At 72.4% G+C, this 22,639-nt stretch carries 17 protein-coding genes; 10 read left to right on the top strand and 7 right to left on the bottom strand.

What is annotated here, in order from left to right:
* Window positions 1–50: 50 nt before the first annotated feature.
* From ACFQ79_RS19385 to ACFQ79_RS19360, 6 genes are read left to right on the top strand one after another with little or no spacing between them, the layout of a single operon-like run.
* Window positions 51–2,750: a lantibiotic dehydratase gene (locus tag ACFQ79_RS19385; protein WP_383585047.1), complete on the top strand. Its 2,700-nt coding sequence runs from the start codon at window positions 51–53 to the stop codon at window positions 2,748–2,750.
* The gene (locus ACFQ79_RS19380; RefSeq protein ID WP_383584992.1) at window positions 2,738–3,916 is read left to right on the top strand and encodes a lantibiotic dehydratase C-terminal domain-containing protein; all 1,179 of its coding nucleotides are present in this window, start codon (window positions 2,738–2,740) and stop codon (window positions 3,914–3,916) included. Before ACFQ79_RS19385 ends, ACFQ79_RS19380 begins: the two co-directional genes overlap by 13 nt.
* Window positions 3,913–5,019: a metalloprotease gene (locus ACFQ79_RS19375; protein ID WP_383584990.1), complete on the top strand. Its 1,107-nt coding sequence runs from the start codon at window positions 3,913–3,915 to the stop codon at window positions 5,017–5,019. The genes ACFQ79_RS19380 and ACFQ79_RS19375 overlap by 4 nt, the downstream gene beginning before the upstream one ends.
* Before the next feature lie 39 nt (window positions 5,020–5,058).
* Window positions 5,059–6,030: an ABC transporter ATP-binding protein gene (locus ACFQ79_RS19370; RefSeq protein ID WP_383584987.1), complete on the top strand. Its 972-nt coding sequence runs from the start codon at window positions 5,059–5,061 to the stop codon at window positions 6,028–6,030.
* Window positions 6,031–6,032: 2 nt separating this feature from the next.
* The gene (locus tag ACFQ79_RS19365; RefSeq protein ID WP_383584985.1) at window positions 6,033–6,788 is read left to right on the top strand and encodes an ABC transporter permease; all 756 of its coding nucleotides are present in this window, start codon (window positions 6,033–6,035) and stop codon (window positions 6,786–6,788) included.
* The gene (locus ACFQ79_RS19360; RefSeq protein ID WP_383584983.1) at window positions 6,785–8,761 is read left to right on the top strand and encodes a TOMM precursor leader peptide-binding protein; all 1,977 of its coding nucleotides are present in this window, start codon (window positions 6,785–6,787) and stop codon (window positions 8,759–8,761) included. Before ACFQ79_RS19365 ends, ACFQ79_RS19360 begins: the two co-directional genes overlap by 4 nt.
* A 98-nt stretch (window positions 8,762–8,859) precedes the next feature.
* Here ACFQ79_RS19360 and ACFQ79_RS19355 read toward each other — a convergent pair whose 3' ends face one another.
* The gene (locus tag ACFQ79_RS19355; protein ID WP_030757923.1) at window positions 8,860–9,030 is read right to left on the bottom strand and encodes a thiazolylpeptide-type bacteriocin; all 171 of its coding nucleotides are present in this window, start codon (window positions 9,028–9,030) and stop codon (window positions 8,860–8,862) included.
* Between the two features lie 153 nt (window positions 9,031–9,183).
* Here ACFQ79_RS19355 and ACFQ79_RS19350 point away from each other — a divergent pair, with 153 nt between their 5' ends.
* A complete protein-coding gene (locus ACFQ79_RS19350) occupies window positions 9,184–10,491 on the top strand; it encodes an amidohydrolase (RefSeq protein ID WP_383584980.1) in 1,308 nt (435 codons plus the stop codon).
* Here the strand turns inward: ACFQ79_RS19350 and ACFQ79_RS19345 are convergent.
* The 3 genes from ACFQ79_RS19345 to ACFQ79_RS19335 all read right to left on the bottom strand — a co-directional run bounded on the left by ACFQ79_RS19345 (window position 10,481) and on the right by ACFQ79_RS19335 (window position 14,087).
* Window positions 10,481–11,344, bottom strand: coding sequence for a DUF1684 domain-containing protein (locus ACFQ79_RS19345; protein WP_383584978.1), 864 nt, complete (start codon window positions 11,342–11,344; stop codon window positions 10,481–10,483). The genes ACFQ79_RS19350 and ACFQ79_RS19345 overlap by 11 nt on opposite strands.
* A gap of 360 nt (window positions 11,345–11,704) precedes the next feature.
* Window positions 11,705–12,793 (bottom strand): chitinase, encoded by a 1,089-nt coding sequence (locus ACFQ79_RS19340; RefSeq protein ID WP_383584976.1) that lies wholly within the window; start codon window positions 12,791–12,793, stop codon window positions 11,705–11,707.
* A gap of 151 nt (window positions 12,794–12,944) precedes the next feature.
* On the bottom strand, window positions 12,945–14,087 hold the full coding sequence (locus ACFQ79_RS19335) for a S1 family peptidase (protein ID WP_383584974.1): 1,143 nt from the start codon (window positions 14,085–14,087) through the stop codon (window positions 12,945–12,947).
* A 249-nt stretch (window positions 14,088–14,336) separates the two neighbouring features.
* On the opposite strand from ACFQ79_RS19335, the gene ACFQ79_RS19330 reads away from it, so the two are divergent.
* Complete coding sequence (locus tag ACFQ79_RS19330) at window positions 14,337–15,245, top strand: adenosine kinase (protein WP_383584972.1); 909 nt, start codon at window positions 14,337–14,339, stop codon at window positions 15,243–15,245.
* A 160-nt stretch (window positions 15,246–15,405) separates the two neighbouring features.
* On the opposite strand, the gene ACFQ79_RS19325 is transcribed toward ACFQ79_RS19330, so the two are convergent.
* From ACFQ79_RS19325 to ACFQ79_RS19315, 3 genes are all read right to left on the bottom strand, one after another.
* A complete protein-coding gene (locus ACFQ79_RS19325; RefSeq protein ID WP_383584969.1) occupies window positions 15,406–16,302 on the bottom strand; it encodes a geranyl diphosphate 2-C-methyltransferase in 897 nt (298 codons plus the stop codon).
* 3 nt (window positions 16,303–16,305) lie between these two features.
* Entirely contained in the window at window positions 16,306–17,790 is a 1,485-nt protein-coding gene (locus ACFQ79_RS19320) for a family 2 encapsulin nanocompartment cargo protein terpene cyclase (RefSeq protein WP_383584967.1), read from the bottom strand.
* Between the two features lie 110 nt (window positions 17,791–17,900).
* A complete protein-coding gene (locus ACFQ79_RS19315) occupies window positions 17,901–19,310 on the bottom strand; it encodes a family 2B encapsulin nanocompartment shell protein (RefSeq protein ID WP_383584964.1) in 1,410 nt (469 codons plus the stop codon).
* Window positions 19,311–19,749: 439 nt separating this feature from the next.
* On the opposite strand from ACFQ79_RS19315, the gene ACFQ79_RS19310 reads away from it, so the two are divergent.
* The gene (locus tag ACFQ79_RS19310) at window positions 19,750–21,210 is read left to right on the top strand and encodes a basic amino acid/polyamine antiporter (protein WP_383584962.1); all 1,461 of its coding nucleotides are present in this window, start codon (window positions 19,750–19,752) and stop codon (window positions 21,208–21,210) included.
* A gap of 59 nt (window positions 21,211–21,269) precedes the next feature.
* The gene (locus ACFQ79_RS19305) at window positions 21,270–22,532 is read left to right on the top strand and encodes an arginine deiminase (protein WP_383584959.1); all 1,263 of its coding nucleotides are present in this window, start codon (window positions 21,270–21,272) and stop codon (window positions 22,530–22,532) included.
* The last annotated feature ends 107 nt before the right edge of the window (window positions 22,533–22,639 follow it).

The raw sequence follows: 22,639 nt of genomic DNA, 5'->3' as shown, positions 1-22,639 counted from the left end.
TCACCTGGGAGGTGGGCCGGCGCTTCCTGCTCCGGGCCGCCGGACTTCCCATGGAGACCGTGCACGGGCTGCGCTGCCCTCGGACCCGTGACTGGGCCGACGAGGTCCTCACCCGCGAGAGGCGTCTCTCCGGCGGCGGCGCCGCGCTGAGCGAGGAGCTCCATGCCCTGGTCGAGGCGGCCGACGCCGTCGGCGACGACGCCCGCCGGGCGCTCCTCGCCCTGCGCCGCCAGATCTTCAACAACCGACTGCCCGCCGACCCGGCGTCGGCCGCACGGCTCGTGGCCGGACTCGACGCGGCTGCCGGCGCGCGCGTCTCCGCCTGGCTGGACGACCGCGTCGCACACGCCGAACTCCTCGGCGCGGGCCCGTCCCTCCTCGCGGAGGAACTGCGCACCGCACGGGGGGAGTTGCGGAGCGCGCTCTCCCGGGAGCCGCTGCGCCGGGGCCTGCTCCTGGCGTCACCGGTGCTCGACAGCCGGCTCGACGCCTATCTGGGCGACACCCGTCCCGACCCGGACAAGCGGATGCGGAAGATCGAGCGGTCGGCGCTGGCGTACCTCTACCGCACGGCGTGCAAGACCAGCCCGTTCAGCACGCTCACCCCGGTCGCGACCGGGGTCTTCGAGGCCGGGGCGGGCGAGGGCGCCGACCTGCGCATCGGCGGGCCGGAGGCCTGGACCGGTCACGTACGGCTCAATGTGGTCGCCCTGGGCCGGCTCGCCGAGCTGATCCTCGCCGACCCCGCGCACCGCCAGGACCTGCCCGTCGCGCTGTCCCCGGGCTGGGGCCGTGACGAGGACCGGATCCGTTACGTACGGCAGTGGGTGACGAGCGGCGACGACGACGCGTCCGTCACCTTCGACTCCGTCCGCGACCGGCTGTTCTACCTCCGGGGCAGCGGCGCCCTGGAGCGGCTGCTCGCGTTCCTCGACGAGCGTGCGGGGCTGCGCCACCGCGACCTGGTCGCGTGGCTGGGGACCGAGCACGGTGCCGACACCGCCGAGTGCGAGCGGTACGCCGCCGCGCTGCTCCAGCTCGGCATCGTCCAAGTCCCGTGTCTGCGCACCGATGTGCACAGCCCCGACCCGCTGCGGTCGTTCCAGCTCGCCCTGCGCGATCTGGCGGCCCCGTGGGCCGCCGGGGTGGCCGACGCCCTTGACGGTCCGGCCGCCTGCCTGGCCGCGTACCCCACCGCGGGTCTCGCCGAACGGCGCGTGCTCCTGCGGACCCTCCGCGAGCAACTCCTCGACGTCCAGAGGGGGCTGGGAGCGGAGGAACCCACGCTGCCGCGCACGCTGCTCTACGAGGATGTCAGCGCGGGCGCCGACCTGCCCTGCGGCACCGGACTCCTGACGGATGCGACGGGGCGGGCCCTGCGGGCGGTCGAGGGCGTGCTGCCGTTGTTCGACCTGACGCTTCCGCACCGCATCACCCTGCACGGCTTCTTCGTGGCCCGCTACGGGCGCGGCGGCCGTTGCGACGATCTGCTCGGCCTCGTGCACGACTTCCACGAGGACTTCTTCGACCAGTACGTCTCCTTCGCCGCGAAGCGCACGACGTTCGACGCGCACGGGGAGTACGTCCCGGAGGAGAACTGGCTCGGCCAGCCCGCGCTGCGCGCCCTCGACGACGCCCGCCGCCGTTTCGTCGCGGGAATGCGGGAGTCGTGGGAGTCATGGGAGCGGAGCGGCACGGACGGCGAACTGCGGCTTCCCGGCGAGCTGCTCGCGGCCGTTTCGGGTGAAATGGAGCCGCTCGTGGGCGACTTCGTCCCCCAGAGCCATCACCTCCAGGTGACGCCGCCCACCCCGGACGGCGAGGCAGGCCACCGTGTGGTCCTCAACCGCTCGTACGGCGGGCTCGCCTTCCCGTTCAGCCGTTTCACCCACGCCTACGACGGGGTGACGGGGGCCCCGCCGCCCGGCGGCGCCGGGCTGTCTGAGCGGTTGCGCGCCGAGCTGCGCGATCGCAGCCCCCGGGGCGCGGTGTTCGCCGAGCTGACCGGTGGTCCCGTCACCAGCAACCTCAATCTGCACGGCAGGCTGACGGACTACCAGATCGTGTGTCCCGGCGAGACGTCCACGGTTCCGGAGGATGCCCGACTCGACCTGGGCGACCTGTCGTTGGAGCACGACGAGGGGACCGACCGTCTCGTCCTGCGCTCGCGCCGGCTCGACCGCGAGGTCGTGCCGGTCTACCTCGGGTACCTCGTGCCGGTGGCCCTGCCGGAGATCCCCCGCACCCTGCTGCTGCTCTCGCCGAGTTCCATGACCCCGACCGATGTCTGGGGCGGCGTTCCCGAGGGTCCGGCCGTCGACGGCGTCACGCGCAGGCCACGGGTGGTCCACGGTGACATCGTGGTGAGCCGTCGTGCGTGGACGGCGGACGCCGCCGTGCTGCCGGCCCGCCGCCCCGGAGCGGACGAGGCCGCGTGGTACCTGGAGTGGCGGCGCTGGCAGCACCGGCACGGCCTGCCCGACCAGGTCTTCGCCACGGTGCTGCGCGAGGGCCGCAGGGCCCTGGGGGCCAAGCCCGTGTACCTGGACTTCGCGAGTCCGCTGTCGCTGACCTCGTTCGACGCCCTGGTGGACCGGGAGCCGGGGACCGGGGTGGCGCTGCGCGAGATGCTCCCGGCCGAGGACGCGCTGCACCTGACCTCCCCCCAGGGCCGGCACGTGGCCGAACTGGCCGTGGAGACCTTCACTTCCCGCCACCGCACCGAGGACGGCCCGACATGCCGGAACTGATCTCCCCGCACCCCACGTCCGCACCCGCCGCCGCGCCCCATGTCGGACCCGGCCCCGGAGCGGCTGCTCCCGGCTCCCCCGCCGGGGAACCGGGCGAGTGGATCGCCCTGCACGTCTTCTACGCCGCCAGCCCACGGCCGATGCTGGTGGACTGCGTGCGGCCGCTCGTCGCCCGGCTCACCGAGGAGGGGCTGCTCGCGGGTCACTTCTTCATCAACTACTGGCTGGAGGGCCCGCACGTGCGGCTGCGGTTCCGCCCCGCGAGCCCGGCCGCCGCTCCCGAGGTGCGACGGCGGGCCGAGGAGGCGCTCACCGCCTTCCTGAAGGGCCGTCCCGCGCTGTACGAGGTCGACTCCGGCTTCCTCAAGGACTTCTACAACGCCCTGTTCGACATAGAGTTCCCCGGCGAGGACCGGGGGCGATTCATGGGCGACGACGGCCGGATGAGGCTGCGGCCGAACAACACCTTCAGCGAGGAGCCGTACGCCCCCGAGTACGCCAAGTACGGCGGTCCGGCCGGTGTCGAGCTCGCCGAGTGGCACTTCCGCCACTCCAGCGAGCTGGTCGTCGACGCCTTCCGCACCATGAACCTCCACCTCCGCACCGTGCTCCTCGGCACCTCCGCGCAGCTGATGATGGTGATGGCGAGCTGCTTCCTGCCGGAGGAGGACCGGCTCGCCGACTACCTGGACGGCTACTACGCGTTCTGGCACCGCGCCTTCCCCGGGACCGGGTTCATCGGGTCGAAGGAGTACGAGCGGAACTACGCCGAGATGGCACCCGCCCTGGGCCGCCGGTTCGCCGCCGTCCGGGCCGCGATCGCGAGCGGCGAGCTGGAGCGACTCCCCTCCTTCCTGCGGGGCTGGGCCGAGCACTGCCTGGAACTGCGGGGTCGCATCGCGGAGTCGGCGGGCCGGGGCGAGCTGCTGTTCCCCCTCCGTGAGGGTCCCGCCCGCGAGGACACCGGGCAGCTGCGCGCGGATCCGGTGGAGGCCGTCCCGACAGCGCCGCTCACCCATCTGCCGTCGGTACTCCCCCGGCTCCTCTCCCCCTATATGCACATGACCAACAACCGGTTGCATGTGACGATCCGCGACGAGGCCTATCTCTCCTTCGTCCTCGGCCAGGTCCTCAGAGACCCGCACGTCGCGGCGGTGGACGCGTGACCGCCACCGCCGCGCGGGCCTATCGCCCCGCTCTCCGGCCGGGGGTGCTCCTCAGCCCGCCCCTCCTGCGCGGCTCCCGGACCGTCCACCTCGTCAGACACCCCGTCACCGGAGCCGCGTTCGAGGTCGGGATCAAGGAGCACTTCCTCATATCGCGCCTCGACGGCACGCGAAACCTGGACGACCTCGCACCCGTGTACGCGGAACGGTTCGGCCGCCGGCTCGGAGAGGAGCACTGGAACCGGCTCCTCGGCCTCCTCGGCACCCGGGGCCTCCTCGTCGGCGCGCCCGATCCGGCCGCCCCGGCCCCCGCCCCACGGCGCCCCAACTCCCTCTGGCGCGGCACCCGTCCGATGGTCGCGGACGCCGACGCGACCACCGCCCGGCTGCACCGCGCCCTGCGCCCCCTCCTCCACCGGGCCGTCCAACTACCGCTCCTGGCTGCCGTCCTCGTACTCGTCGGCGCGCTCTTATGGCGGTCGGGGGCGCTGCTCGACGGCACCGCCGAACTGGTCCGACAGCCGTTCGCGCTGATGGGCGTCGCCCTGTTCCTCTGGGCGAGCATCACGCTCCACGAGCTGGCGCACGGAGTCGCCGCCCAGCACTACGGGGGGCACGTCGCCGAGATCGGCCTCCGCTGGCGGTTCCCGGCCGCTCTCCTCTACTGCACGGTGGACGACTACCTCTTCCTGCCGGGCCGGAGGGCCAAACTCGTCATCGCCGGGGCGGGCGCGTACCTCAACATGCTGCTCCTGCTGCCCTTCGGCGTCTGGTGGCTCCTGCTCCCCGCCGACGCGCCGGAGCATCCCCCGCTCGCCGGACTGCTGGTGCTCGGCACGATCCAGGCGCTGAGCAATCTCGTCCCCCTGCCGCCGCTCGACGGGTACCGGATGCTCGGCCACGCCCTCGGAGCCGATCACCTCGCCCCCGAGACCCGGACCTATCTGGCGTTGCGTCGGCGCGGGGCCCCGGGGGCCGAGGCCCTGGCCGGCTATTCGGTACGGGCCCGGCGGATCTACACGGCGTACGCGCTCGGCTCGACCGCCCTGGTGCTCCTCGCCGCTGCGGCCACGATCACGTTCGTACTCCACCTTCTCGGCTGACCCGAAGGAACCACGCACCACATGAGTGAGGTACAGGCCATGTCAACCACATCCGCCGCGGGCGGTTCGCCGACCGCCGCCGTCCGGGTCCAGGGAGTCTCCAAGCGGTACGGGGACCGCCAGGCCGTGGACGACGTCTCCCTGGAGATCCACCGGGGCGAGTTCTTCGGTCTCCTCGGCCCCAACGGTGCGGGCAAGTCCACCCTGATCGAGATCATGGAGGGACTGCGCCGGGCCGACACGGGCACGGTCGCCGTCTTCGGCGAGTCCCCCTGGCCCCGCAACACCGCGCTGCTCCCCCGGCTCGGCGTGCAGACCCAGAGCTCGGCGTTCTTCGTGCGGCAGACCGCCCACGAGCACCTGCGGACGGTCGCCGCGCTGTACGGGGCGCCCCGGAGCGCCGTGGACGCCACCCTCGACTCCGTGGGCCTCGCCGAACAGCGGGGCGTCCAGGTCGAGAACCTCTCGGGTGGCCAGCGCCAGCGCCTTGCGATCGCCTCCGCGCTCGTCCACGGTCCCGAGCTGATCTTCCTCGACGAGCCGACCGCCGCGCTCGACCCGCAGGCGCGCCGCGCCCTGTGGGAGGTGCTCCGCGGCCTGAAGGCGGAGGGGCGCACCATCGTGCACACCACCCACCACCTCGACGAGGCGGAGGCTCTCTGCGACCGGATCGCCATCCTGGTGGACGGCCGGATCGCCGTGACCGACTCCCCGCACAACCTGGTCGGCGCCTCGCGGGCCCCGAGCCGTCTTCTGCTTCCCCTGGGCCGCCTCGACGAGGGACGGGCCGCGGCGATCGAGGGCGTCGAACGGGTCAGCGTCGAGGGCGGCTCGCTCGTCCTGGAGACCCACGCGTCCGGTCGTGTCCTCTCCGCCGTGGACAAGCTCGTCGGACTCGACGGCGTCCAGACCCGCTCCGCAAGCCTGGAGGACGTCTACCTCGATCTGACCGCCCGCCTCTCCGGTGCCGGAAGGTCCGCCCACCCGCACGCCGAGACCACGGAGTCCTGACCATGAGCGCCTACGCCGCACTGACCGGGGCGGGCTACCGGGCCCAGGTCCGCGACAAGACCACCCTCTTCTTCACGTTCGCCTTCCCCCTGCTCTTCCTCGTCGTCTTCGGGCTGATCTTCCGGGGCCAGGCCGTGGAGGGGAGCGGCCTTTCCTACCTCTCGTACACCGCCTCGGGCGTGCTGTCCTGGGGTGTGGCGAACGCCGCGGTGTTCGGCATCGCCTTCACGCTCATGCAGTGGCGGACCGATGACATCCTGCGGCTGATCCGGATGTCCCCGGCCCCGCTCTCCGCCGTCACCGGCTCCCGCTACGCGATCGCGCTGGTGGTCGGCGCCGTCCAGTCGCTGCTCTTCGTCGGGGTCGCGATGCTGCCGGTGTTCGGCCTCGAACCGGCCTCCGGCTGGCCGCTGTTGATCCCGGTCCTGATCCTGGGCATCACCACCTTCCTGCTGCTCGGGGTGATCATCGGGTCGTTCGCCGACACGCCCGAGTCGGTCGCGGCCGTCGCCAACTTCCTGATGCTGCCCATGGCGTTCCTTTCCGGGTCCTTCTTCCCGCTCGACTCGATGCCGTCCTGGCTGCAGAACGTCTCGCTGGCCATGCCGCTGCGCTATCTCAACGACGCCGTGTCCCACGCGCTCGCCGGCCGCGGCGACTCCTCCGACGTGTGGGTGGGATGCGTCGGACTGCTCGTGTTCGCCCTGGTCTTCGGCGCGGTCGCGGTGAAGACCTTCCGCTGGACCAGGTCGTCGTGAGCGCCGCCGCGAGCATCCGGGGCGGGACCACGCCGTCCCTGCCGCTGCCGCTGGACGAGGCGCGGGCCGGCCTCCGGGCCGCGCTCGCCGCGCGTCTCGGACGGGACGTGTCCGTCGTCCCGGTCGGTGCCACGGACGCCGGCGCACCGCTCGGCGGCCTGGGAGCCCCGGACCCGTGGGCGGCCGAGCGCGCCGGCGCCCGCGTCCACCTCACCGCCTCCGCGGTCCTCGTCGGCCCCTGGGGCGGCGACGGCACCGCGCCCGCCTGCGGCCGCTGCCTCGCCCTGCGCTGGCAGCGGTTGCGCAGTCGCAGCGAGCGCGACGCGCTGGAGACCGGCGGTCCGGACGGGCCGCGCCCCGCCGGGGTGTGGCCGCTGCTCACCGACCATGTGTACGACGCGGTCGCGTCCCTCCATCAGGCGGTGCTCGACGGCGGGCCCGGCGCCGAACCCGCCGCGTCGGACCCCGCCGACCGGGCGCTGCCGCAGGTGTCCCGCATCGACCTGACGACGCTCGCGGTCCGCACGTACCCGCTCCTCGCCGATCCGCTCTGCCCGGACTGCGCCCCCGACCGCACCCCGGCCGGGCCCCGCCCGATGGCCTTCGTCGAGCGGCGGAAGCCGGACCCGGGCACGTACCGGCTGCGCGCCGCGGCCTCGTACCCGCTGCCCCGCGAGGCGCTCGCCAACCCGGTGTGCGGCGCGCTCGGCGGCGGCACGTGGATCAGCGTCACCTCGCCGACGACGGCGCCGGTCGCCGGGAGCGTCTTCGTCCGCGGTTACGCCGGTCTCAACGACGTCACGTGGAGCGGCCAGGAGAACACCTTCTCCACCAGCCGCACCCTGGCCTTCCTGGAGGGCCTCGAACGGTACGCGGGAACCCACCGGCGCGGCGGGCACACCCCCGTGACCGGCTCCTGGAACGAACTCCGGGACGACGCCGTCGACCCCGCCTCCTGCGGTTTCTACGATCCGCGCACCTACCGCGACGATCCGCTGGTCGACCCCTTCGACCCGGACCGCGCGATCCCCTGGGAGTGGGGCTGGTCGCTCCGCGACGAGCGTCCGGTCCTGGTCCCCTCCCGGCTCGTCTACTACAGCGCGGGCCTCGCCGCCGACAACTTCGTCTTCGAGTGCTCCAACGGCTGCGCCATCGGCGGCAGCCTCGAGGAGGCGGTCCTCGGCGGGCTCCTCGAACTCGTCGAGCGGGACGCGTTCCTGAACGCCTGGTACGGCGACGCCCGACTCACCGAGATCGACCTGGCCACCGTCGGCGGCCGGACGTCCGCGGCCATGGCGGAACGTGCGGCGCTCCAGGGGTACGACGTCCACGTCCTGGACAACCGCGTCGACCTGCCGGTCCCCGTGGTCACGGCGGTGGCCGTACGCCGGGACGGCGGCCCCGGCACCCTCTCCTTCGCGGCGGCGGCCTCGCTCGACCCCCGGTCCGCGGTCGAGGGCGCCCTGTCCGAGGTGCTCACCTACATCCCGCACCTCTCCCGCCAGACCCAGGAGCGAAGGGCCGAACTGGAGGCCATGGCCGAGGACTTCGGCCTCGTCCGCCATCTGAAGGACCACGCCCAGCTGTACGGGCTGCCGCGGATGGCGGTGCACGCCCGTGGCTATCTGGAGCCCCTGGCGGTCCGTCCCTTCGACGAGGTCTACCGGGACTGGGAGTCGGCCGGCCGGCCCCGGACGGACGATCTCCGGGACGACGTACGGGCCGTGACCGACATGCTCGCGGGGGCCGGGCACGACGTGATCGTCGTCGACCAGACCACCCCCGAGCAGGAGCGGATGGGGCTGAGCACGGTGAGCACCCTCGTGCCGGGTCTGCTGCCGATCGACTTCGGCTGGAACCGGCAGCGGGCGCCGCTGCTGCCCCGGCTGCGGACGGCCCTGCGCCGGGGCGGCCACCGGGCCACGGATCTGACCGACGCCGAGATCCGCCGGGTCCCGCACCCGTTCCCGTAGCCGAGCGGCCGTGGAGGCGGCGGAACGGAAGGCGCCCGGTGTCCGAGGGACGGACACCGGGCGCGCCTCCGGCCGTGATCCGGCCGGTGGGACGTCGATCAGGCCGAGCAGGAGGTGGTGCTGGTGGTGGAGCTGCACGTCGAGGTCGAGCTGGTGCTGGTGGAACCGGCGAGGACGACCTCGCTGGCGTCCGAGTAGTCGGAGATCTCGAACGTCTCGGCCTCGAGCTCGAGGATCTCGTCGGCGAGCGTGCTCAGGTCCTTGTTCATGGCGCCTCCTCTTGACCACGGTCCCGAACGGGACCGCCCGGGGGTGGGTACGTCCCCCATTCCACCGCCACCCGCTCACCGTTCGGCATGTCTCCCGCACGCACATCGCTGGCACGCGACGCCAGCGGCGCGCCGCCATCCCTCTGGAGCCCCGTGAACCAGCCCGAAGTCCCCGGTCCCGCCGCGGCGAGCCGGCCCGAGCCCGGCCACCCCGCCCTCGCCTCGGCCGGAGAGGCACTGCGTCCCGCCCTCACCCTGTATCTGGACGTCCATCGCTCCCCTGAGCTGTCCGGCGAGGAGCGCCGCACGGCCGGGCTCTTCGCGGACCGGCTCGCCGCCCTGGGCCTCGACGTCACCCGGGGCGTCGGCGGCCACGGCGTGGTCGGTGTCCTGCGCAACGGCGAGGGCCCACGGGTGTACCTGCGGGCCGAACTGGACGCGCTCCCGCTGGAGGAGCGGACCGGACTGCCGTACGCGAGCGGGAACGGCGCCATGCACGCCTGCGGCCACGACCTCCATCTCGCCGCCGCCGCCGGGGCGGCGGACGTCCTGGCCCGGGGGGCCGCCCACTGGCGGGGCACCCTCGTGGTCCTCGGCCAGCCGGCCGAGGAGACGCTGACGGGTGCGCGAGCGATGCTGGAGGACGGTCTGTACGAGCGGTTCGGCAGGCCGGACGTCGTCCTCGCCCAGCACGCCGCGCCGCTGCCGGCGGGGATGGTCGCGCACGGCACCCCGCATGCTCCGGTCACCGCGGCGAGCGTCGCGCTCGACGTCGTCGTGCACGGGCGAGGAGGTCACGCCGGGACGCCCCATCTGACCGTGGACCCGGTGGTGACGGCCGCGGCCGTGATCACCCGTCTGCAGACGATCGTCTCCCGCGAGACCGCCCCGGGCGACCGGCTCACGCTCACCGTCGGCACCCTGCGGGCGGGCACGGCGGTGAACGTGGTGCCGGACACGGCGGAGTTGGGCATCGGTCTGCGGGCGCTCACGGAGGAGTCCCTGGACCGCGCGCTCGCGGCCGTGGAGCGCGTCGTCCGGGCCGAGTGCGCCGCCGCCGACTGCCCGCGCGAGCCCGGGATCACGGTCGTCTCCCGCGCCCCGGCCCTGTGGGGCGATCCGGCCGCGACCCGGGCGGTCCGCGCCGCCCACACCGGGCTCTACGGTGCCGCCCGGGTCGCCGACTGGCCGCCGTCGCTGGCATCGGAGGACTTCCCTCTGTACGGCGGCGCTGGCGCCGCGCTGCACGGCGAGAAGGACGTCCCCCTCGTCTACTGGATGACCGGTACCGCGAGCCCGCGCCAGTGGGCGGACTCCGCGGGCCGGCTCCCGCCCAACCACTCCCCTCTTTTCGCGCCCGATGTGCGCACGGCCCTGCCGCCCGCCGTCACGGCCCTCGCGGCGGCGGCCCTCAGCGCACTGGCGGGGCAGGAGATCCCGGGCCGGGCGGCTACGGGGTGACCGGGCCGCGCTCGTACGGGATCTTCTCCCCTGCCTCGACCGCGACGGGCAGCCGGTTCTCCGCGGGCGGCAGCGGGCAGGTCGCGAAGTCGGTGTACGCGCAGGGGAGATTGGCGGCGCGGTTGAAGTCGAGCACGACCTCGCCGTCGGGGCCGGGCGCGTCGATCCGCAGGCTGCGGTTGGCGGCGTACGTGGTGACGCCCGAGGTCGCGTCGGTGAAGAGCACCGAGAAGCCGCCGGGGGTGTAGCCGTTGAAGGCGGTCAGGCTCAGCTCCCGCCCGTCGAGCCGGAACGTGATCGCGCCCGGCGCGTCGTAGACGTGCTGCAGCCCCTCGACGGAGGCGCCGACGGTGGTCGGTCGCGGCTCGGCGAAGGGGACGTACCGGCCGGTGACGACCCAGCGGGGGTCGGGCGCGTACGCGGGTGTCCCGGCGAACGCGACCCGCAGCGGGTGGTCGGGACGCCGCGGCCGGACGACGTGGTGGCCGCCGCGCTTGGCGACCTCGATCACGGTGTCCCCCCAGACGGCGTCGATGCCGCCGCGCTCCGGGATGACGGCGAAGTCGTACCGGCCGCGGACGACCGTGCCGTCGACGACGAGTTCGGTCCCCTCGTCGAGTTCGACGGTGACGCTGTCGGGTCCGGTCGACCAGAGCCCGGGGGCGTCGGTGACGCGCTGCGGCTCGTCGGTGAGCCAGTGCAGGCCGGTGATGGCGAGGAAGCCGTGCTCGGCGGCGAGCCGGGCCTCCTTGTCGCGGTGCCACTCCTCCCACTCGGCGGTGAAGGCCTTCCGTGCGGAGTCGGCGTCGACGCCGGCCTCGGTCGTGGGGACGGGGACGTCGCGGGTGGTCATGGGTCCTCCTGGTGTCGTCTGCGCGTCGTGTGCGGGGCTTGCACCGGGAGGCCGCTCGCGCCGGCCCGTGCCGACGGGGCCCGAAGGGGCTGCCGGAGGGTGGCGCTCAGGGGTGTGACGGGGGCACGGTGGTCGCGCGGGCGACGGCCGGCTGCCGGGACGAGGGCCTCGGGGTCAGCCGGAACAGGACGTGGTCGTGACGCGCGCGTAGTCCACGTGTCGGCGCGTCACGAGCAGGGTCATACGGCCAGCAAAGCACAACTGCCGTGCTCCGGACCAGTGATCCCGGGTTCTGGATCACCGGTCCGGAGCTCGGCACGCGCCGGTCCGGCCGGAGCCGACGGGAATCGCCGGGCGGCGCTAGCGGCCCTGGAGGGCCTTCACGTTGTCGCCGAAGGTCCAGCCCTTCGACCCGTCCCAGTTCGCCGACCAGGTCATCAGGCCCTTGAGCGCGCCGCCGTAGTGGTTCCACGCCTGCGCCACGAGCGAGGGCGCCATGTGGCCACCGCCCGCTCCCGGCTGGGCGGGGAGGCCGGGGACCTGCTTGTCGTACGGCACCCGGATGGTGGTGCCCTGGATCACGAGGCCGCGGTTCAGGCAGTCGGTCTGCGCGACGAACCCGGCGACGGTGCCCGCCGCGTAGGAGTCGCCCGAGCATCCGTACATGCTGCCGTTGTAGTACTGCATGTTGAGCCACCACAGGCGCCCGTTGTCGGCGTACTTCTTGACGATCGGCAGGTACGCGCCCCAGATCGAGCCGTAGGCGACGCTGCCGCCGGTGACGTACGCGGTCTCGGGCGCCATCGTCAGTCCGAACCCGGCGGGCATGCGGGCGAGGACGCCGTCGATGATGTACACCAGGTTGGCCTGCGACGCCGAGAGGGTGCCGATGCTGCCGCTGCCGACGAGACCGGTCTCGATGTCGATGTCGATCCCGTCGAAGTTGTACGTCTTCAGGAGGGGCACGATGGTCGCGATGAACCGGTCGGCGACGGCACGGGAGTTGAGGTCGATCCCCGCCGCAGCTCCGCCGATGGACATGAGGAGCGTCGCCCCCGCCGCCTTGGCGTTGCACATCTGCGCCGGGGTGGAGACCCGGACGGTGCTGTCCATGCCGTCCTCCCACAGCACCGTTCCGTCCGAACGGATCACGGGGAAGGCGGCGTTGATCACGTTGTAGCCGTGGGCGGCGAAGCGCGGGTCGTCGATGGGCGCCCAGCCGAAGGGCGGATGGACGCCGTTGGCCGCGCCGTCCCAGTTCTCCCAGTAGCCCTGGAGCACCTTGCCCGCGGGCTTCTGCTTGAGGGCACAGGTGTCGGCGGCCGCGGCGGACGGGGCGGCCGCGGCGGTGGTCGGGGCGGCCGAGGCGACGGGAGCCGCGAGGGTGGCGGCGGCGAGCAGGGTGGCGAGACCCGCTCCGACGAGACGAGCGATCCGGGGCGCTGGCATGCGTACTCCTGGGGACGTGGGGGGGGTGGTCCTAGGTGTGGCGCGCGCTCCAGCAGACCGTAGGTTGGTCCAGACCATTCGTCAACCACCCTCGCGGGCAAGGGCGTTGAAGGTTCCCGTCGAACCGTCAGGCCGTCAGGCCGTCAGGCCGTCAGGCCGTGTGCAGCGTGAGGCCGTAGCGGCTGAGGATCTCGTTCACCGGCTGGAACCAGGTCTCTCCACCGGTCGAGCAGTTGCCCCAGCCGCCGGACGTGACGCCCTGGGCCTGGTCGCCGCTGATGAACGCGCCGCCGGAGTCGCCGCCCTCCGCGCACACACTGGTCTTCGTCATCTGCTGCACCGCGCCCTGGCTGTAGTTCACGGTCTCATTCTTGGCCAGGACGCTGCCGCAGTGCCACTTGGTCGTGGAACCGGAGCGGCAGATCGAGGCGCCGATCGGCGCCTCGGCCGAGCCCTTGACGAGCCGGTCCGGTATCGCACCCCAGCCGAGCACCACGGGCACCGTCCACCAGCCGCTGTGGATGCTCACGTACGCGTAGTCGTTCCCGGGGAACGAGGAGCCCTGGAAGGTGCCCATCGCGGATCCGTCCCAGCCCCGCACCGCCGCTCCGGCCCCGCCGCAGTGCCCGGCGGTGACGAAGCCGCCGTGCACGGAGAAGCCGATGGAACAGCGGACGTTGCCGGTGTAGTACGGGTCGCCGCCGACGGTTCCGGCAGCGTACGTACGGGGCGCGGTCGCCGTCTCGGCGACGGTCACGGGCCCGGTCTCGCGGGCCCGCTCGACGAAGGCCCGTACGGCGGGCGCGTTCCGGTCGGCGCGGACGACGGTGACGACGACGCTGTTGGAGCGGGGGTCGACGTGCCAGCCGGCGACACCGCTCGGGGCGGGGCGTGCGTCGAGCCGCGCCTTGGCCCGGTCGAGCGCACCCGCGCTGTGCCGGACGAGCCGGGTGTCGGCACCGAGGGCCCTGACCTCGGGCTCCTCGTCGCGGTCGGTGAGGGCGACCACCAGCCGCCCGGAGCCCGCGTCGAACCAGGAGCCGCCGTACGAGCCACCGGCGGCCTTCCGGGCCTCGGACTCGACGCGGGCCGCGGTGCGTTCGGCCGCCAGCCGCTCCTCCGCCTGCCGCGCGGTGAGCCCGAGGTCCTGACGCATGGCGTCGAGGAGTCCCGCCGAGGCGGCGGGGGCGGTGGCGGTGGGGACGGCGCTCGCGGGCATCGCCTGGGCGGCGCCGAGTCCGACGGTGAGCAGCAGGGCCGCGGCGGCGGCGCGCAGGGCGGACGTACGTTTCACAGGAGCCTCCTAGTGGGGGGAGCAGGCACTGAGAGCGCTCTCAAGCGAGCGCGCACGCCACCGTAGCGACAGTCCACTTGTCAGGTCCAGACCACGACCGGACATTCGGCCGGAAGACGGCTGCGACCGAATCCCCGCAAGCCCTTCCCGCAAACCCCTGCAAGATCTTGCCGACCGGTGGCACGGACTGCTTGACTCACCTGTGATCACGGGCAGTTGAGCCGCCCCGCCCGCACGAGAGGAACCGTGATGAGCAGTCGGTACGACGTCCTCGTCCTGGGCGGATCGGGCGTCGACACGATCGTGTACGTGCCCGAGCTCCCCCTCCCGTACGCCGACAGCTACATGATCAGGCCGGGCATCGAGACCCGCGCCGGGCAGACCGGCGACTTCGTCGCCCTGGGCCTGAGTTCACTCGGTCTGCGGACGCACCACATCGACATGATCGGCGACGACCCCTCGGGCGACCTCGTCCGGTCGTTCCACCGCGACCGGGGCATCGGGTTCACGGAGGTGCCCCTGCCCGGCGGGACGAAGCGGGCCGTCAACCTCGTCGGCCCCGACGGCCGCCGGCTCTCGCTCTACGACGACAGCCGTTCCCGGGAGTCCGACCGGCTGCCCGAGGAACTGCTCCGCCCCCTGGCCTCGGCGAGCCGGCACGCCCATGTCTCGATCACACACCCCTGTGCCTCCGCCCTTCCGCTGCTGCGCGAGGCGGGCCTCACCCTCTCCACGGATCTGCACGACTGGGACGGAGAGAACCCGTATCACGAGCCCTTCGCCTACGGCGCGGACATCGTCTTCGTCTCGGCCACTGCCCTCACGGACAGGGAGCGGACCATGCGCCGCATCCTGGAGCGGGGCCGGGCGGAGGTCGTGATCGCCACCGCCGGGGCCGAGGGCGCCTCCCTGCTGACCGCCGCCGGGCTCGTCCACGTACCGGCCGTCACGCCCCGCGAGCCGGTGGTCGATTCCAACGGCGCGGGCGACGCCTTCGCCGCCGGCTTCCTCTTCGGCCACCTCACCGGCGAGGACCTCGACCGGTGCGCGCTCTACGGCGCGGTGGCGGGCGCCTACGCGTGCACCGTACCGGCCACCGGGTGCGAGGCCATCGACCGCGCGCGGCTGCTCGACGAGGCCGCCGCGGCGCGGGCCTGAACGGCGAGGCCCGGAAGGCGACGCCCTCAGAAGGCAACGCCCGGAAGGCGACGCCCGGAAAGCGAGGCCCTCAAAGGCGAGGCCCGGGGAGGCGACGCCCGGACGGGCCCGGTCCGTCGCGTGACGGACCGGGCCCCCGGTGCTCACGGAGCCCGTCGGATCAGACCCGGTCGGCCGCGATCAGGACGTACTGGAAGGAGCCGTCCTTGTAGGAGTTGATGAACGCCTCCTCGATCCCGGTGACCAGGGACGACGTGGCGCGCAGTTCCCAGTAGGGCAGGGTGTCCGGCGTCAGGTCGATGACGGCCTGCGGGACGAGACGGTTGTCGGCCATCGCGCGCAGGTACTCGCGGCGGGAGTGGATGTTGCACTCGAAGTGTGCGTTGATCTGGGAGACCCACTTCGAGGGCTGGCCGTACCGCGGGTTCCAGCAGCCGGTGATGGTCACGTAGCGGCCGCCGACCTTGAGGAAGCGGGAGTGCTCGGCGAAGAGGTCGTCGAGGTCGACGTACATGCTCGACTCGTTGTTCCACGAGGCGGCGATGGTGCCCTTCTCGAACGGCGTGTCCAGCATGTTGCAGACCTGGGCGTGGACGTGGTCGTCGATGCCGAGTTCCCTCGCGCGCTTGTTGCCGAAGTCGGCCTGCGTGGAGGAGAGGGTGACGCCCTCGACCTTGCAGCCGAAGCGCTGGTGGGCCATGACGCTCGAACCGCCGCGGCCGCAGCCGGCGTCCACGAGCGTGTCGTCACGTCCGATGGCTCCGAGGTTGTCCAGGAGCACCTCGGCCTGCGCGGACTCCAGCCGGTGCAGCTCGGCGATCAGCTTCTTCTCGTACTCGCTGTCCTGGCGGTCCCCGAGGGCGGCGTGGTCGACGGCGCCGATGCCGTAGTGGTGGTGATAGAGCCCGTCGACGTCCCCCAGGCGCAGGTTGACGGGCCTGGCCTCGGCGTTCCAGTAACGGGCGATGTCGCCCTGGTACGGCGTCGCCGGGGAGGGGACGAACGCGGAGGTGCCGGTGACAGTGGTGTACTCGGTGCTGGTCACAGATAAATCCATTTCTTACCAGAAATCGGGCAGGCTGTAGCGATAGGTGTTGGTCTGGTGCCAGTAGTGGTTGCCGTCGACCCAGACGGCCACGCCCCGCAGGAAGCGCTGGACGGTCGGGACGGGGCAGGCCGCGGCGAGGGCGGCGGCCTCGGCCTCGAAGTCGCGCATGAGGTCGTTGTGGACCTCGACGGCCTTCAGGTAGCCCTCGCGGTCGGAGACGCCCTCGCGGTCGGAGATCACCACGGGCAGGTTCAGGTGCGTGCCGGGGCTGTCCAGTTCCTTCATGTACGAGTACAGGTCGTTCACGATGGTGGTCGCGTTCCCGGCGAGCGCGAGGACACGTTGCATGGCCGGCTGGGCGTGCAGGTCCGCGGGGAGTTCGTAGCCGCCGACGGTGTCCGTGATGGTGGGGCAGGGGCGGAAGTTGTTGAACTGGCGCATCGCCAGGTACTCCCACACCTCCGGCATGTGGTCCGTCTCGGCCCAGGCGGCCTCGGCGAGGTAGCCCATGTGCAGCCGGGCCATGTCGTGCCGGAACCGGTCGGCCTGCGAGGGGGTCGACTGGCCGACGAAGTACTCCATGGCGGAGCGGTAGGCGCGACGGGGGGCGTCCGCGTGGAGCGACTCCGCCCAGAGCGGCTGGTACTCCGTCGTCGTGTGGAGCGGGTCCAGGGCGGTGTGCGCGAGGAGGAGCCGTCCGCCGAGGCCGATGGGCGAGCCGCCGTGGTCCTCGCAGTAGCAGTCGTCGACGGCGTTCTCGGCGACCATCAGGCGGGTGGCGACCATCAGGTGCTCGACGGTCGGGGCGTCGGGGTGGCAGGCGACCATGTAGCGCCCGACGGAGAACCCGTCGAACTCGCCCTCCCAGTCATCGGGGTAGAGCTGCACCTCGTCGAGCGCCCAGGCCTTGATCCTGCGGCTGACCTCGTCCACCCGTACGGGGTCGGGTTCGGGTACGGGGTGGAAGTAGAGGCCCGGGATCGGCCGGCCCACCACCGGTGCCGGGTGCGCCGGGGGCTCCGGCAGCTCGGGGACCGCCGCACGCCGGGCCAGGGACAGTGCCGCCGTGCCGAGGCCGGTGGGCCCGGGCAGGACGAAACCCGGCCCGGCGACGGGCGGCGCGGTCACCGCGAGGCCGGCCGGCGACGAGGGGGCGGCCACGACGGCGGGAGCGACCACGGAGGCTGCGGCGGCCACGGGCGCGGCGGGCGCCACGGGCGCGGTAGGCGCGGCAGGTGCCACGGGTGCGAGGGGCGCCACGTGCGCGGGGGGCCGCCCCACGGGTGCGGGGGTGGCCACGGAAGCGGCGGCGGTCACGGGCGTGGAAGCGCTCACGGGCGCGGTGCCGGCGCCGGTCGCGGCGGTGGCCGCGGCCGTGAGAGCGACTGCCCCTGCCGTTTCGGCGGGAGTGGCCGCCCGTCCGAGGACATGGATCCCGAAGTGGGCGGCGGCGGTGGGCAGGCTCGACTGCAGAGGGGAAGGCCCGGGTTCGGGCATCCGTGACTCCTTGGTGAGGGTGGTGGGCTGTCCGGGGTCCCGGGCACGGTCGGCCGGCCCGGGACGCTCCGGACCGTCGCGGCCGTCGTGGCGGCCGCGGGACAGCTCGGCTAGTGCCTGCGGGCGATCTCCACGTTCTCCAGCACGCCCAGCGCGTTCGGCACGAGGATGGCGGCGGAGTAGTACGTGGTGACGAGGTACGACATGATCGCCTGCTCGCTGATGCCCATGAAGCGCACCGAGAGGCCGGGCTCGTACTCCTCCGGAAGTCCGGTCTGACGGAGGCCGATGACGCCCTGGTTGTCCTCGCCGAGGCGCATGGCGAGGATCGAGCTGGTGTTCTCCTTGGTGATCGGGATCTTGTTGCAGGGCAGCAGCGGGACTCCGCGCCAGTTCAGGACCTGCTGGCCGTCGAGGTCGACGGTCCCCGGGTTGAGGCCGCGGGCGTTCCACTCGCGGCCGATCGCGGCGATCGTCCGGGGGTGGGCCAGGAAGAGCTTGGTGCCGCGGCGGCGGCAGAGGAGCTCGTCGAGGTCGTCCGGGGTGGGCGGGCCGGAGTGGGTCTGGATCCGCTGCTTGAAGTCGGCGTTGTGGAGGAGGCCGAACTCCCGGTTGTTGATCAGCTCGTGCTCCTGGCGCTCGCGCAGCGCCTCGATGGTGAGCCTGAGCTGCTCCTCGGTCTGGTTCATCGGCCCGTTGTAGAGGTCGGCGACCCTGGTGTGGACCCGCAGGACGGTCTGGGCGACGGAGAGTTCGTACTCGCGCGGCTTGAGCTCGTAGTCCACGAAGGCGCCCGGCAGCGCGACCTCGCCGGTGTGACCGGCCGACATCGCGATCTCGGCCTCTCCGTGCTTGTTCTGGCGCTGCAGCGGGAGCGAGCTGAACTCCTCGATGTGGGCCTGGAGGGCCGACGACGAGGCGAGTACGGCGGCGAACTCGGCGCGGGAGAGGGTGAGCAGCGTGCCGGCGGTCTCGGCGGTGGCGGTGTAGTCCCATCGGGCGTCGGAGTCCAGAAGGGCGTTCTCACCGAAGCGGTCGCCGTCGGCGAGTACCGCGACGGCGACCTCGTCGTCGTACTTGCCGAGGGAGGTCTGGTTGATGCGTCCGTGGGCGACGAGGTGGATCTCCTCGGCGGGAGTGCCGCGCGTGACCAGGACCTCGCCGGCGCTGAAGTCGCGCTGGACGCACCGGCCGGCCAGCGCGTTCAGCACCTCCTCGTCCTCGAAGCCGCGCAGCAGGGCGAGTTCGCCGAGCTCACGGGGGATCACCCGGACGTGTGCCCCGTCCTGGACGAACTCGATGCGCCCGTCCCCGACGGTGTAGCTCAGCCGGCGGTTGACCCGGTAGGCGCCGCCCTTGGTCTCGACCCAGGGGAGCATCCGCAGCAGCCAGCGGGAGCTGATCTCCTGCATCTGCGGGGCGGACTTGGTCGTGGTGGCGAGGTTCCGGGCAGCGGCGGTGCTGAGGCTGGACTGCTTGGGGGTGTCCTGCTGTGCTTCCGGGCTCGTGTCGACGGTCATGGGGCGGGCTCTCCTTCGCAGGGGGGTGGTGACCGGCGCACGTGTGCCCCGGTCAGTGAAAGAGGAGGAATTCGAAAGGCGGTGAAGGCGGTGAAGGCGGTGACGCGGGAAAGGCAGGGAAAACCAGGGAAAGAGGGAGAAAGAGGGATGAAGCTCTGGGAATCCGTCCAGATCCCGGGGAACAGTAACGGCCGGTGCCCCCCGTACACCCCATCGCTTCGAGGGCATTACCTCGAAGCGGCGATCTTGCTCCGTTCGAGGTTTAACCCGGTGACCTGCGGCATTCGGGCCATATGGCCGAGAGCTCATGGGTCGGACCGCCCCAAGAGGCCCAAACAGTTGTGTACAGGGACAAGAAGGTCTTATCCGGCTAGATTCGGCTTTCAGTCATCTCTCGTCGCTTCAAGGGGTGGCCACCGAGTCGCCCCCGAGGTAGGTCATGTCGCACGCTGATACCGGAACAGACGCCAGCACCGCCGGGTCCCCGCCGGCGGCCAAACTCACCCTCGTCACGCTGACCGCGATGGTCGTCGGCTCCATGGTGGGCGCCGGCGTCTTCTCGCTGCCCCGCCGGTTCGCGCAGGAGACGGGTGTCGCGGGCGCGCTGATCGCCTGGGCGATCGCCGGCTTCGGCATGCTGATGCTCGCCTTCGTCTTCCAGGCGTTGGCGGTGCGCCGCCCGGACCTGGACGCCGGTGTCTACGCGTACGCGAAGGCCGGTTTCGGCGAGTACCTGGGCTTCTTCTCGGCGTTCGGCTACTGGGCGAGCGCCTGCGTCGGCAACGTGACGTACTGGGTGCTCATCATGTCGACGATCGGCGCGATCTGGCCGGCGCTCGGCGACGGCGACACCGCTCTCGCCATCATCCTGTCCTCGGCCGGGCTGTGGGCGTTCTTCCTGCTCATCCGGCGCGGGGTGAAGGAGGCCGCCGCGATCAACCGGATCGTGACGGTGGCCAAGGTCGTGCCCATCATCGTCTTCGTCATCCTGGCCCTGTTCTCCTTCGACGCCTCCGTCTTCGCGGACAACTGGGGTGGCGCCGACTACGCCGGCTCGCTGTTCAACCAGGTCCGCGGCACCATGCTCGCCACCGTCTTCGTCTTCCTCGGGGTCGAGGGCGCCAGCGTGTACTCCCGGCACGCCAAGCGCCGCGAGGACGTGGGCCGGGCGACGATCCTGGGCTTCCTCAGCGTCTTCTCCGTCTTCGCCTCGGTGACCATCGTGTCGTACGGCATCCTGCCGATGGCCGAGATCGCCGAGCTGCGGCAGCCCTCCATGGCGGGGGTCCTGGAGGCGGCGGTCGGCACCTGGGGCAAGGTCTTCGTCAGCGTCGGCCTGATCATCTCCGTCCTCGGTGCCTATCTCGCCTGGACCCTGATGGCCGCCGAGGTGCTCTTCGTGGCGGCCAAGGACGAGGACATGCCGCGCTTCCTGGGGCGCTCCAGCGGCGGCGACGTGCCGGTGCCGGCCCTGCTGATGACCACGGCCCTCAGCCAGGTCGTCCTGGTCGTCACGGCGTTCTCCGACGACGCCTTCAACTTCGCCCTCGACCTGACCAGTGCGCTCAGCCTGATCCCGTTCCTGCTCGCCGCCGCGTTCGCGGTGAAGATCGCGGTGCGGCCCGAGCGGGAGAAGGTGGCGGGCCGCAGCACCCGGGGCGAGCTGGTCGTGGCCGCCCTCGCCACGGTGTACACGGCTTTCCTGCTGTTCGCGGCCGGGCTCAAGTTCGTCCTGGTCTCCTTCATCATCTACGCGCCCGCGACCTTCCTGTTCGTCAAGGCCCGGCGCGAGCAGGGCAGACGGCTCTTCTCCCCGCGCGAACTGGTGATCCTCGTCGTCTCGATCGCCGGTGCCGTCCTGGGCGTCGTGGCCCTCGCGGCCGGCTGGATCAGTCTCTGAGCCCGCCCTCGTCCTCCCCGACCCGTTCCCCTCGGCACCCCGTACCCGAAAGGCCCCGCATGACCAGCAACGACGCTTCCGCCAAGCCCGCGCTCGGCGTGTACTCCGAGGTCGGACGGCTCCGCAAGGTCCTTGTCTGCTCCCCGGGGCTCGCCCATCGCCGGCTGACCCCGACCAACTCGGACGACCTGCTGTTCGACGACGTGATGTGGGTGGAGAACGCTCAGCGCGACCACGCCGACTTCGTCAACAAGCTGACCCAGCGGGGCGTCGAGGTCGTGGAGCTGCACACGCTGCTCACCGAGACGATGGCGATCCCCGAGGCACGCGCCTGGCTCCTCGACCGGAAGATCATCGCCAATGAGGTCGGCCTGGGCCTGATCGACGACACCCGCGCCTTCCTGGACTCCGTCGCGGCCCGCGATCTGGCCGACCACCTGATCGGCGGCCTGTCGACGGCCGACCTGCCCGACGCCTTCCGTTCCGGATACGTCTCCCTGGCCCGCGAGGCCACCGGCGTACGCGAGTACCTGATGCCGCCGCTGCCGAACACGCTCTACACCCGCGACACCACCTGCTGGCTGTACGGCGGCGTGACCCTCAACCCGCTGTACTGGCCCGCGCGGCACGGCGAGACCCTGCTCATGAAGGCGATCTACACCTTCCACCCCGACTACAAGGACGCCACCGTCTGGTGGGGCGACCCCGAGCAGGACTGGGGCCAGGCCACCTTCGAGGGCGGCGACATCATGCCCGTCGGCAACGGCGTGGTCCTCATGGGCATGAGCGAGCGCACCTCGCGGCAGGCCATCACCCAGGTCGCCGCCTCGCTGTTCGAGAGGGGCGCGGCCGACCGTGTCATCGTCGCGGGCATGCCCAAGCTGCGCTCCGCGATGCACCTGGACACCGTCTTCACCTTCGCCGACCGGGACATCGTCACGCTCTACCCGAAGATCATGGACTCGGTCCACACCTTCACGCTGCGGCCCGGCGACAAGGCCCCCGGCGTGGACATCACCGACGAGGGCGGCACCCCGTTCGTGGACGTGGTCGCCAAGGGCCTCGGCCTGCCGAAGCTCCGGGTCATCGAGACCGGCGGCGACGTGTACGCCTCCGAGCGCCAGCAGTGGGACAGCGGCAACAACGCCGTCGCCCTGGAACCCGGCGTCGTCTTCACGTACGACCGCAACACCCAGACCAACACGCTGCTGCGCAAGGCGGGCGTCGAGGTCATCACCATCGTGGGCGCCGAGCTCGGCCGGGGCCGCGGCGGCGGCCACTGCATGACCTGCCCGCTGATCCGGGACGCGGTCGAGTTCTGACCACGGGCGAACGGACCGGGCGCCCCGTGGCGGGGCGGGCGGTCCGGCGCGTCGCGAGCGGGGCAGCCGGTGGAGGCGGGGCCCCCCAGCTGCTCGGCGAGTTCCCG

Origin of the sequence: Streptomyces sp. NPDC056480 (genome assembly GCF_042795405.1) — a bacterium.
Taxonomy (GTDB): Bacteria; Actinomycetota; Actinomycetes; order Streptomycetales; family Streptomycetaceae; genus Streptomyces.
The sequence above is the reverse complement of the archived record's forward strand: the minus strand, read 5'-3'. Positions and strand labels throughout refer to the sequence as shown.